Origin of the sequence: Dyella humi (genome assembly GCF_044904605.1) — a bacterium.
In the GTDB taxonomy this organism is placed as follows: Bacteria; Pseudomonadota; Gammaproteobacteria; order Xanthomonadales; family Rhodanobacteraceae; genus Dyella_B; species Dyella_B humi.
Genome location: NZ_JADIKI010000023.1, coordinates 52,417 through 64,444, shown reverse-complemented (window position 1 = coordinate 64,444; position 12,028 = coordinate 52,417). Strand labels below are relative to the sequence as shown.

At 59.5% G+C, this 12,028-nt stretch carries 8 protein-coding genes; 5 read left to right on the top strand and 3 right to left on the bottom strand.

Annotated elements, in window-relative coordinates; genetic code table 11:
- Nucleotides 1-23 precede the first annotated feature (23 nt).
- Nucleotides 24-662: an HD domain-containing protein gene (locus tag ISP18_RS11395; protein WP_380006599.1), complete on the bottom strand. Its 639-nt coding sequence runs from the start codon at nucleotides 660-662 to the stop codon at nucleotides 24-26.
- A 118-nt stretch (nucleotides 663-780) separates the two neighbouring features.
- On the opposite strand from ISP18_RS11395, the gene ISP18_RS11390 reads away from it, so the two are divergent.
- The gene (locus tag ISP18_RS11390) at nucleotides 781-1,764 is read left to right on the top strand and encodes a GlxA family transcriptional regulator (protein WP_380006602.1); all 984 of its coding nucleotides are present in this window, start codon (nucleotides 781-783) and stop codon (nucleotides 1,762-1,764) included.
- Nucleotides 1,765-1,868: 104 nt separating this feature from the next.
- The gene (locus ISP18_RS11385) at nucleotides 1,869-3,131 is read left to right on the top strand and encodes an NAD(P)/FAD-dependent oxidoreductase (RefSeq protein ID WP_380006605.1); all 1,263 of its coding nucleotides are present in this window, start codon (nucleotides 1,869-1,871) and stop codon (nucleotides 3,129-3,131) included.
- Nucleotides 3,132-3,250: 119 nt separating this feature from the next.
- Here ISP18_RS11385 and ISP18_RS11380 read toward each other — a convergent pair whose 3' ends face one another.
- The gene (locus tag ISP18_RS11380) at nucleotides 3,251-5,623 is read right to left on the bottom strand and encodes a TonB-dependent receptor family protein (protein ID WP_380006608.1); all 2,373 of its coding nucleotides are present in this window, start codon (nucleotides 5,621-5,623) and stop codon (nucleotides 3,251-3,253) included.
- Between the two features lie 460 nt (nucleotides 5,624-6,083).
- Between ISP18_RS11380 and ISP18_RS11375 the strand changes: the two genes are divergently transcribed.
- From ISP18_RS11375 to ISP18_RS11365, 3 genes are all read left to right on the top strand, one after another.
- The gene (locus ISP18_RS11375) at nucleotides 6,084-6,536 is read left to right on the top strand and encodes a DUF3574 domain-containing protein (protein WP_380006611.1); all 453 of its coding nucleotides are present in this window, start codon (nucleotides 6,084-6,086) and stop codon (nucleotides 6,534-6,536) included.
- Between the two features lie 205 nt (nucleotides 6,537-6,741).
- Nucleotides 6,742-8,337, top strand: a complete 1,596-nt coding sequence (locus ISP18_RS11370; RefSeq protein ID WP_380006614.1) for a hypothetical protein — start codon at nucleotides 6,742-6,744, stop codon at nucleotides 8,335-8,337.
- Nucleotides 8,338-8,573: 236 nt separating this feature from the next.
- The gene (locus ISP18_RS11365) at nucleotides 8,574-9,566 is read left to right on the top strand and encodes a hypothetical protein (protein ID WP_380006617.1); all 993 of its coding nucleotides are present in this window, start codon (nucleotides 8,574-8,576) and stop codon (nucleotides 9,564-9,566) included.
- A gap of 69 nt (nucleotides 9,567-9,635) precedes the next feature.
- Here ISP18_RS11365 and ISP18_RS11360 read toward each other — a convergent pair whose 3' ends face one another.
- Entirely contained in the window at nucleotides 9,636-12,005 is a 2,370-nt protein-coding gene (locus ISP18_RS11360; RefSeq protein WP_380006619.1) for a TonB-dependent receptor, read from the bottom strand.
- Nucleotides 12,006-12,028 lie beyond the last annotated feature (23 nt).

The window sequence follows — 12,028 nt, the reverse complement described above, 5'->3', positions numbered from 1 at the left end:
TGCAGGAGCTCATCGGTCGGCGCTTATCCGGGCCACGCCGAGCCGCGGATCACACTGCAGAAATTGCCGGGATGGAAGCCAGGTTGCTTGTCAGCGAGCACATCGCCTTTCACATTGCCGAACGTGGTAGTGGGCTTGTGCTGGATGCCATCGTAGAAGGCCTGAATGATGTCTTCCTTGAAGTGGCTGCTACGCGGATGCGCATGGACCACGGCTTCGCGCTCCTGTTCGCTGAAGCCGTGGTAGTCCAGGCCCAACACATCCATTTCCACGCCTGCAGTCACCAGCGCGATCACCGGATGCATGTGCTCCGGAATGCCCGGCGTGGTGTGAAGCGCAATAGCCGTCCAGACGGTATCGATGTCTGCCTGGGCAATGCCATGGCTGCGCAAAAAGTCGCGCGCTGCATTGGCTCCGTCGACTTCGAAGCGCAGATCGGCGCTTCGGTGCTCCTGCGTAAGTCCCATATCGTGGAACATCGCACCGGCATACAGCAGCTCGGGGTCGAACGGCAGGCCACGGCGCTTGCCGGCCAATGCGCCGAAATAATAGACGCGGCTTGAATGGTGGAAAAGCAGAGGCGATGCGGTATCCCGCACCAGGTCGGTGATCTCGCGTGCGAGCTGGCTGTCGGGGATGTCGACGCCGTTGATGCGTGTCATGAGCAGTTTCCAAAGGTGAGGCGACTTCAGTGTCAGCCCCGACAGCCATGGCATCAAACGGCGCAATACGTCATATACTGCCATTCTCCGCGCATCACGGACATCGGAGGACGCAGCCGTGGCAAAGAAGATTTCGATCCTGGCGCTGCCGGGCGTGCAGTTGCTGGATGTTTCCGGACCGCTCGATGTGTTTGCCCAGGCCAATATCGAAACTGGCAGCACGTTCTATGAGCTGGAGATCGTCGCCTGTAAACGCGGTCCGCTCACGAGCTCGTCCGGTGTGCGCTTGCTGCCGGATCGGGTGGCGGGGGAGTCGGATGATCGTGTCGATACCCTGCTGGTGGCGGGAGCGCCGCATGCCGCCGAGTATTCGCTGTCTGCGCCTGCACTCGCCTGGTTGCGCCGTACTTCGGTTCGGGCTCGCCGATATGGCTCGGTATGCACCGGCGCATTCGTGCTTGCCGCCACCGGCCTGCTGAAGGGCAAGCGCATCACCACACACTGGGCTGCCGCGGATCGCTTTAGAAGCGCCTACCCTTCGGTGACAGTGAACGACGACGCGCTATACGTGCGTGACGGCAAGTTGCGCACCGCGGCAGGTGTCACCGCCGGGCTCGATTTGTCGCTTTCCCTTGTGGAAGAGGATCTGGGCCGCGATGTGGCGATGGAAGTGGCCTCGCAATTGGTCATGTTCTTCAAGCGGCCGGGCGGGCAAATGCAGTTCAGCCGAAAGGGCGAGACACGTCCTGCCGGGCGCTCCGTCTTGCAGGAGGTGCAGCGCTGGGTGGTGGCGCATCCCGCGCTGGACCACGGCGTGTCCGAGCTTGCGGAGCGCGCGGGTTTGAGTCCGCGCCATTTCGCGCGGCTATTCCATGCCGAGGTAGGCGTCACGCCTGCGGCCTGGGTCGAAGCGGCGCGTGTCGATGCAGCGCGTGCGCTGTTCGAGGCGGGATATTCCGCGCCCAAGCAAGTCGCTGCCAAGTGCGGCTTCCACAGCGTCGATACGTTTCGGCGCGTGTTCGCAAAACACGTTGGCGTCACACCGGCCGAATATCGCAAGCGCTACATGCCAGTGGCCGAGCATCAAATTGCAGGTGCATGACATCGCGTGCATGACCTATTGTTCAAGCATGTCATGTGATGCCATATAGCATCGCAGGAATGACGAACCAGTTTTTCGCGAGCGGCCACCTAAGGAGAATTGCATTGAACGCAACCACGCACCGTCATCGCGTAGTGATCGTGGGCGCCGGCTTCGGTGGTCTCGAGGCGGCCAGGCGTCTTGGCGGGGAAGAGGTCGATGTCACGATCATCGATCGCAGCAATCACCACGTCTTTCAGCCGCTGCTCTACCAGGTGGCGGGTGCGGCGCTGGATATCTCACAGATCGCATGGCCGATCCGGCACGTGCTGCATCGCTTCAAGAACGTCACCACGCTGATGGCCGAAGTGAATGGCGTCGATGTCGCTGCCAGGACGGTGCTGCTCACCGATGACTCGCGCATTCCCTACGACACGCTGGTGCTCGCCACCGGTTCCACGCATGCGTATTTCGGTCACGACGAATGGGCACAGTACGCGCCGGGGCTCAAAACCTTGGGCGACGCGCTATCGATACGGCAGCATTTGCTGACGATATTCGAGCAGGCCGAGCGCGAGCCTGATCCGGATAAGCGACAGACATTGCAGACCATTGTGGTGATCGGTGCAGGCGCCACAGGCGTGGAGCTGGCTTGCACCATCGCGGAACTGGCGCATGAAGAAATGCCTGGGGAATTTCGCCATATCGATACGCGCACAGCGCGAGTGATAGTGGTCGAAGCCGCTCCGCGTGTGTTGTCTGGCTTTCCGGAGACGTTGGCCGATTACGCGCTGCGCACCATGGAACGCCTGGGCGTCACGGTGCTGCTCAATCACCCAGTAACCGAATGCCGTGCCGATGGCGTCGTCTGCAAGGACCAATACATCGGCGCCGGCGCCATCTTCTGGGCGGCCGGTGTGCGCGCATCGCCGGCTGCACAATGGTTGAACGTTCCGGCGGACAAGGCTGGCCGCGTGAAAGTGGAGCGCGATCTCAGCGTTCCTGCGCATACGGAAATTTTCGTGGTCGGCGACGCAGCCCTGCTTGAACAGGAAAATGGCAAGCCGGTGCCGGGCCTCGCTCCGGCGGCCAAACAGGAAGGGCGTTATGTGGCGGAGGTGATCAAAACGCGTCTTCGCAACAGGGCGCCACCGAGACCGTTCCGCTATCGCAACTACGGCAACCTTTCCACCATCGGCAAACACACGGCCGTCGTGGATTTTGGAAAGGTAACGCTGCGCGGTCGGATCGCGTGGGGGATATGGGCAGTTGCGCACATCTATTTCCTGATCGGCGTGCGCAATCGGCTGCTGGTGGCACTGAACTGGTTTTGGCTTTACATCAAGGGCGAGCGTGCGGCGCGCATCATCATCAGTCGCAAGACGTGAAAGAAGTGGCGTGAGGGTTAGCTTCGCCGATAACTGCATCTCCTACGGCCGTCATTCCCGCTTTCGCGGGAATGACGGCAAGGTAAAGTTACGCATTCCTTCCGCGAGACATCGAGCTGTTAGAACAACTCCGTACTCAACGTCAGATACCACTGCCGCGGCGCACCCACGTAATAAGTCGGCGATGACACCTCCGCCGAAATCGTCGTGCTCGACGGCAGCATCAGATAGCGACGATTGAGCAGGTTCAGCGCATTGAGCGCGATGGTCGGCTTATGCAGCACGCTGAAATCCGGTAGCTCATAGCTGGCGCTGCCGTTGAGCGTGAAGTTCGACGCCACGCGCTCGGAGTTCATGAAGTCGCCGTATTCGCTGCCGGTGAACTTGCCGTTGAGGTTCAAGGTCAGGCCGTTCGCGGAATAGCGCGCGCCGAGATACGCCATGTTGCGTGGCGTACCGGGAAACTGCTTGCCCTTGGTGGCATAGGACGCGGCTGCTGTGTCGGCGGTGGCTGGCAGGTTGAGATCCTGCTGCACCTTCGCCTGCGTATACGTGTAGGAGCTGTAGAGGCTGAAGCCTTGGCCCAGATCCAGCGTGCCTTCTGCATTGAGGCCGGCCATGCGCACTCGCCCGGCGTTGATGTAGTAGTTGATGAAAGTGTTCGGGTCGAGGCCTACCGCCGTGCGATTGCCCATGTTGGCGACGTACGCATCGGTGTGCAGGGCGAGCGGTCCCTTGGTGAAGCGCCAACCTAGTTCATTGGACCAGGCGCTTTCCGGCAGCGGCGCCGGCAGGCCGAGCCGCGAATTGCCAAATGTGGCGGCATCCGGCGGCGCGCGGAAAGTGCGCGTGATGCTGTAGTAGAGCTGGTTGCTGTCATCCAGCTTCCACGAAGCGCCGAGCGTCGGAAGAAAGCGGTGATAGCGTTGATCGGAGTTCTGGTCGGACGTCCAATCCGCAGCGTCGGGATTGCCGGGATAGAGCACGAACTGGTTGTTGCGCTCGGTGTGCAGATAAGCCACGCCGACGTTGAAGGTCCACGCATCGTTGAGTGTCCAACTGTCTTCCACGAACGCTTTCTCGACCGTGGTGACGTCGTATTCGGAATAGTTCTTCCAGATCTGCCCGTTGCTGTAGGTGAGCAGATTCTTGTCGCCCCAGATGGATTCGGGAATACCGGTCTGCGGATCGACATAGGCGCCGTCGATGTATTCGAGCTGGCGCGAGCGTTCGTACCAAATGCCCCAATCGAGCGTGTTGTCCAGGCCCAGTTCCAGTGTGAACTTGGCATTGATGCCCGGGCGATAGGTGATCGGCCGATACGCTTCGTACACCGCGTATTGGCCGTCCGCATACTGGTTCGCCTGCACCACCGGCTTGCCGTTGACGAATTGCAGCGGCAGGAATCCGGCAAAGCTGCCGTTGCCGTCGCCAAACTGGAAGTAGGGGATCACCGAAAGCGAGAGGTTGCTGCCGAACTTGAATTCACCATCAAGATTGGCCACCCACGACTTGAATGGGTTCTGGAACAGCCGGTAATAATTGACCTGCGCAAGCGTAGCGGGCGCGCTGTACAGATCGCTGGCGGCGAAACCGCCGGCCGGCGTGGGCACCCAGGTGGTGTTGTAGTCGTAGTTGTAGCCGTACTGCGCCGCCTGCGCCTTGGTCAGCGGCATGTAGAAATAGTTACGCTCGCGATTGAGGTTGAAGTTGGCGGTAAGGCTGTTGTTGTCGTCGATCGTCCACACCGATTTCGCCTGTATGCGATCGATGTTGTTGTCGCCGCCGCCGCGCCACTTGTCGTCGGAATTGCGCGATATCGAGATCCAACTGCGTACCGGCCCGATGGCGCCGGTATTGACCCGTAGGAAGGTGCTCAGCGCGTTGTTGCTGCCGACAGTCTGTCCCAAGTAAACGTTGAAATCATCGGTCGGCTTCTTGGTGATGAAGCTGATGTGGCCACCGACGGCACCCAGATCCGGCATGTCCAGATCGGCCGAACCCTGCGAGACGTTGATCGATTCGTAGTTGCGCGCCTCGCCGTACTCCGAAGCGTAGGGAATGTAGTTGCCGGCATCGTTCACCGGCACGCCATCGAGCGTGACGCCGATTTCGCTCGCGTTGAACCCGCGGATGGTGTAACTGCTGGCATCGGTCAGCCCAAAGCCGTCGCCGGAGGCGGAGTTGACACCCGGCGCGCTGTTGATGATCTGCGTGTAGTCGGCAGTGATCGGCACCTGCGCGATCGCCTGCGCAGTGATCGTCGACACTTGCTTAGGCTGATCCTGCACCGCCATCAGGCCGCCGGCCAGTGCCTGCGCGTTGACGTTGACCGTGGAAAGCGTGGTGCTCTTGTGCGTCTTGTCGTTCGCGTCGTTGCTGCTGGGCGCCTGCGTGTTGTCGGCGTGCACCGCGCCGGCTGTATTCAGTGCCAGGGCTGCGCTCAATGCGAGCCAGAGTGTTTTGTGACGACGAACTTCGGATGTATGCATGCCTGGTCTTCCCCCGGAAAGTAAAAAAATACCGACCAACGCCGCGTACCCAGTCTTTGCCGGCGCTTCTGTTGGCCTTTGATGACAAGCAAAAACACCGCAGAAGCCGCTTGAAACACCGGCTCCCTCCCTATGCTGCGATGTAACAATTTGTTTATCGTAATGACGCGATCTTGTCTAGATCATGCGTGTCGCACGGTGCGGCATGTACAGAGATGTAGGAGTAAAGCCTTTGAATTTACGGAATAAATGCTTGATAAGATTTTTTGTCGCCTAGACAGGATGGAAATGCCTACAAGAAGGCTTACGTTGTGCTTACGCAACATTTTGCGAATGATGCGTTTGAAACACGGATGCCGGCTAGGAGCATGCTCAGGTTGCTAAAGCGTCGATCCGTCATGAATACTCGCGTGCAGGCCGTACGCATCTGGACGTCCAAACGTTTCGCCAAGGGGAGTGCATGAAAACCCATCGTTTGCTGCTTGCCGCAGTGCTTGCGCTGCAGCTCGTTGCCTGTGCGACCGCGCCGGCGCCTTCCACTTCTTCCACCTTGCACGGCGATGCGGCACATCCGACGCAAACGCAGAACTGGGTGGATACCAAGCTTTACTTCGGCCTGGGGCCAGCCGATCAATCGGAGCACGGCATCAGCGAAGCACAATGGCGCGCCTTCCTGGATAAGGAAGTCACGCCGCGTTTTCCGGATGGATTGAGCGTGATCGACGTCTACGGGCAGTGGCAAGGCAAGCAGGAAAGCACACCCGAACGCCTGCATTCAAAACTGCTGGTGATCTATTACCCCGATACGCCGGACAACCGCAGCAAGATCGAAGCGATTCGCGCGGCGTGGAAACAGCGCACAGGCGATCAATCGGTATTGCGGGTGACGCAGCCGGCGGATGTGTCGTTCTGAAGATGTCCTTGTTTTCCTAGATGTCTGTTACAGCGCGCACGTCATTCCGGCGAAGGCCGGAATCCAGTACAAACACGTTGTGCGAAGCACTCCAAATCGACGTTGTGTGCTTCGCACGCATGTTTTGACTGGATTCCGGCCTTCGCCGGAATGACGCCGAGGTTCCTTTCTCTATTTCACGCAAGAGCAACTTGAGACATCACTAGTGAGCAAATCCACCAACAAACTTCCTCTCTTCGTCAGCGCCGACTTCAACGGCTTTCTGGGTTTGCTGGTGGACAATCTGTCCGTGATGGCTTTTCTTGCCACCGCCTTGATCGGCATCTTCGGGTTCCCCGCCGATCTCGTGTACACACGAATGTTTCCCGGCACCACGCTGGGCATTCTGCTCGGCAATCTTGCGTATACGGTGATGGCGCGTCGCGTGGCGCGACGTGCCGGCAAGGCGGATACCACTGCCATGCCGCTGGGCGTGGATGCGCCGACCACCATCGGCATGGCGCTGTTGGTGCTGGGTCCGGCGTTTCTCAGCTACAAGCAGGCGGGCATGGATGAGCATGCGGCGGCAATCGCCACCTGGCAGTTGGGCATGGCGTCGCTGGTGGTGATGGGCGTGTTCAAGACCGTGCTTTCCTTTTTCGGCGCGATGGTGCAGCGGCATGTTCCGCGCGCAGGTTTGCTGGGTTCGATCGCGGGCATTGCGCTGGTGCTGATGGGTTTTCTACCGCTGGTGGAAATCATGAAGGTGCCGGTGGTCGGCTTTGCGGGTCTCGGTGTGGTGCTGTACGCGCTGGTGGCGCGCGGGCACATGCCGTGGAATCTGCCGGGCGTGCTGGTTGCTTTTGTTGTCGGCGTGCTGTTGTACGTCGTGCTGGGTCCGCTCGGTTTGCTGGGCCATGGTTATCATCCGATGGCGGCATGGCAGTGGCGCTTCGCGCTGCCGTGGCCGACCTTGCAGTGGCTGCCCGGCCTGCCGCTGACGGTGCCGTATCTGCCGCTGATTCTTCCGTTCGGCCTGCTGATGGTGGTGGGCGGCATCAACGTCACCGAAAGCGCGCGCGCCGCCGGCGACGACTACAACACCCGCGACATTTTGCTGGTGGAAGCGCTGGCGACCTTGATCGCCGGCTTCTGCGGTGGTGTCGCGCAAACCACGCCATACATCGGTCAGCCGGCGTATCGCACGATGGGTGCGCGCACGGGTTATACCCTCGTTACCGGCATCGTGATCGGCCTGGGCGGCATCTTTGGTTATCTGTCCAATCTGGTGGAAATGCTGCCGCTGGCGGTGCTTGCACCGATCCTGATCTTCGTCGCCATCGGCATCACCGCACAGGCGTTCGAGGCGACACCGGTGCGTCATGCCGCGGCCGTGGTGTTCAGTTTCTTTCCGGCCATTGCGCGCATGGTCGCGATCAAGCTGGGTGATCCCACGTATGTCTCGCCTGATCATTTCACCGCGCTGTACAACGATGCGTCACAAGGCATTTCCGAGCTGGCGGTGATCAATGTGCTCGGCAACGGGTTCATCATCACCTCGATGGTCTGGGCCAGCTTTGTCGTGGCGATGATTGACGGCAAACCTCGCCGGGCGGCGTGGATCGCTCTGCTGGGCGGAGCGCTGACGCTGTTCGGCGTGATTCATTCGGTCACGCCGGCCGGCAATTTGTATCTGCCGTGGACGCTTGAACCGGCCATGCGTTCGATCGCCCTGCAGTTCGCCGGCGCGTACCTGGCGCTGGCATCGGTGCTATTGGTGTTTTCCTTCTGGCGCGGTGAACACGGGCCGGCGCACGCTTAAAAAAGTCCGCGCATCGATCGCCCTCGGCCTGAAAACGGCCGACGATGGCGCTTTATATGCATGGCCGAGGGAACGATCGGACAGGCGTTGGCCTCAAGAGACGGGTTCTGGCATGGTGTGCGCCATGCGCGATCGAGCGCCTGCATGCGGCTTGAGACGTATCACGGTAATTTCCGGCGAAATCATTCATACTTTTGGCCTTCACTCAATCACCAGCATCGACACAGGGGGGCCTAATGATCGAGCTGGAACTTCAGGCGCTCTCGCTTTCGCGAGAGGGTCTGCTTATGGACGTCGGACGAGTCGCCGCCGCGTGCGGCTTCGCTTTGGTGCGGCAGCGCCTGGCAGATGATCCGCATGGCGTGCTGTTGACCATGATCGTGCGTGGACCCGAGCGCAAGCAGCGTGCGCTGGAGACTGCGCTGGATGCGCACGAGCGTATCGTCAGCTTCGAGGTCTCGCCGTTTGTGGAAGGATCGCCGAAACCGCATTTCGCGGCATCGCGTTCCGTGGCCAAGGACTACGTGCCGCCACCGCCACCCGCGCCGGCACCTGCGCCAGCTGCGGAGAAGCCAGCGGCCAAACCGGATATCTTCGCAACGGCCGGCGTGCCGCAAGTTCGTCCCGCGCCACCGGTAGCGGAAGTCGTATTGCCGGAAGCAAAGCCGCAACCCGTGCCGGAACCGGAACCCGAACCCGAACCGGAGTTCGTCTTTATCCGCACTCCTGCGCCTGCGCCCGTATCAGCGCCGGTGTTGGAGCCTTTCGTGGAACTGGTCCAACTCGATGCGGACGTGGCAGCGGTGGAAAAACTGCTGCCCAAGCTGATGGGCGATTACCCGCAGATCTTCCCCGGGATGAAAAAGCTGGAGCAGTCGGTGGAGGCGGGTGCGCGTGAATCGTCGCTCCTGCTGGCTGGTCAGCGCATCGGCGCGTGGGTGTTCGAACGCCAGCATGCGCTGAATACGAAAATGGATCTGGAAGCGGCCATGACGCGCGTAGGCGTTCCTGCGTTGAGCGCGTTACTTGAGGTCGAATACGCCGGCAACCAGTTGCACATCCGCAACAGTCCGTTGTGCGCCGAAGATGGACATTCCGGCTGCAAGTTCCTCAGCGGTTACTTGGAGGGTTTGCTTGGACCGGTTGTTGCATCGCAGGGTTTGTCGATCTTCGAAGTGTGCTGCCGCAGTTTTGGTGCGGATGAGTGCGTGTTGGCGGTGATGGATTGAGTGAAGTGTTTATGCTCGCCACGAGCTACTCCCTCCCCTGCTTGCAGGGGAGGGTTTATCTCAGCAAGCTCAAAAATCGACGTCAATACTTCCCGTAATCGTCCGCGGCGGCGCGATGATCCCGCGAATGAAACTGTTGCCGAAGTAATCCGTATCCGTATACGCCGTATTCAAATACTCGCGATTCAGCAGATTGTCGACATTCAAGCCGACGCGGATTTGTTTGCCGAAGCCCGAGTCCCGCAAACGAATCGTATCGCTGACCCCGAGGTTGACCACCGCAAACGGTTTGATCGTGGATGCCGTCGGCGTGCCCGCATACAGCTGGTCGACGTACTGCTTGCCGACAAAGCGCGCATCCAGATTGAAACGCCAGCCTTCGTACTTCCACACGAATCCGGCGCTGATCAGATCCTGCGGCACGCCCGCTAACGGCTGGCCGGCGTTCACCGTTCCCGCGTAATCGGAGGTGAAGCTGGAAGTGAACTTGGCCTGGTTGTGCGCATAGTTGAAGTACGCACTGAAGTCACCGAATGCTGTGGCACCAAAGTTGTTTTGCAACTGCAGCTCCCCACCTTGGTAGCGCGAGCTGCCGCCATTGGTGAATGTGCTGAGCAAAGTGACAGGATCGGTGACGGTGACGAAGGTGTTCTGGAAGTTTTCGCGATAGCCGTTAATCGCCACGCTGAAACCGTCTTGCTGATAGCGCACACCGATTTCGTAATCCTGCACGTACTCGGGTTTCACGTGGGGCGGAGCGATGGTGTTGTTGCCGTTGGCATCCGTCTGGAAGGCGCCGTAGTAGGCAGAGATATCCGGCAGCTTGAAATTTTTGCCGTAGGAGGCATAGACGTTCAAGCCATCCACGATCTGGTAATTGATGCCGAAGGTGGGCGACACGAAATGTTCCGTGTCGTGCACTTCGCCGGCTATCGGGTAGTAGATGCCGACTGCATCACGATCAGTCGTGCTGGCGTAGATGTATTTCACGCCCGGCGTGAGGTGCAGGGTGTTATCGAACAGGCTGATGGTGTCTTGCGCGAAGAAGGACGTCAGCGTGCGGCGGTCGTGTTCGTCCCAGGTGTCGTTGTAGCCAAGGATCTTCGGTACCGGGGCTGAGCCGTACCAGTATTCGCGCGAGTAAAGCTCGCCGTAGGTGGCATTCGCACCGATGACGATTTCGTTCTGCGGCAGCTTGAGCGTAAGCGTTGGCGTATCGCCGACGCCTTTCGTGGTGTAGCCATAGAAATGGTAGGCGGTGCCGTTTTGAACAGAGCCGAATACTGACGCCGGATCGTAAGTGGGGCCGTTGGGATTGCTCAGCCAGAACGCGAAGGAGCTCGGCGTATCTTCCAGGCCATAAGGCTGTGTCGCGCTCTCCTGGAAGAGCGGGTTCGAAAACGAGGTGCGCAGATAGTCGTTGCGGCCGAAGAAAAACTTGTTCTGGAACAGGATGTCATCGCTGAATTTCGATTTGAAGTCGACGATGTCCATCCAGTTGGTGTCTTTGATGGGCGAGTTGGTCCAGCTGAGCGGCCATTGGTAATTGCGACCGTATTGCTGCTGCAGCGGCGCTGGCATGTTGAAGGGTGAGAAACCCTTGTTGTTGTTGAACAGCAGATAGTTCGACAGGCGGTTGTTGTCGTTGAAGTCGTAAGTCAGACCCCAATAGAAGTTGTTGTTGTGATCACCGGTATTGTCGATCCAGCCACGACTGGCCGAATGCTCGAACGAGAACACCTGCTTGATGCCGTTCCAATCGCCGGTATTGAAGGTGCCGTGATAGTCCCAGCTCTTGAAGCTGCCGTAGCTGGCGCCAACGCTGCCACCCATCGTGTCGTCAGGTTGGCGCGGCACGAAATTGATGGTGCCGCCGAGCGAGTTGTAGGAGTTCACGGCGGGGTTGTTGATACCGCGATAGATTTCCACCGTCTGCAGATTGCCAGGAATCAGCAGCACATTGTTGCGGTTTTCCGCCTGATTGGTCACGCCGCCGTTGAACAAGTCATTGAGCGCCACGCCATCGAATGTTTCGGAGAACTGGCTGGAATTGAACGCGCGCAGGTAGATGGTGGTTTCGACGCCGTTCGGGCCGTTGGCGTAAGCGAACACTGACGGTTGCTGATTCAGCATGGTCTGCACGGTCAGGGTAGGCCCGGGCGATAGATTGCGGATCGTGTCTTCGTCGATCAGGCTTTGCGTGTACGCCGCGGTCGGGGGAACGTTCTGTACGTTGGCGCTCACCGATATGCCACCAAGCTGCTTAACCTTGTCCTTGGACGAGGTCTGCACCGACGAGCTGTTCTGATCCGATGCGGTGTCCTGGGACTGTGGTGCACTGCCTTGGTCGTTGGTGGAAGGTGCAGCGATAACATCGCCCATCAGGCCGATGGCAATGAGGGCGGCCAGAATCTTTCGGCCATGCGTGCATGTGCTCATTTAAGAAAATCCCCTTCAAAGAC

Bases quoted from the DNA above. Each gene is read 5' to 3' on its own strand.
- ISP18_RS11365 (WP_380006617.1), top strand. From the start codon at position 8,574: ATGATCGAGCTGGAACTTCAGGCGCTCTCGCTTTCGCGAGAGGGTCTG.
- ISP18_RS11375 (WP_380006611.1), top strand. From the start codon at position 6,084: ATGAAAACCCATCGTTTGCTGCTTGCCGCAGTGCTTGCGCTGCAGCTC.
- ISP18_RS11380 (WP_380006608.1), bottom strand. From the start codon at position 5,623: ATGCATACATCCGAAGTTCGTCGTCACAAAACACTCTGGCTCGCATTG.
- ISP18_RS11360 (WP_380006619.1), bottom strand. From the start codon at position 12,005: ATGAGCACATGCACGCATGGCCGAAAGATTCTGGCCGCCCTCATTGCC.
- ISP18_RS11395 (WP_380006599.1), bottom strand. From the start codon at position 662: ATGACACGCATCAACGGCGTCGACATCCCCGACAGCCAGCTCGCACGC.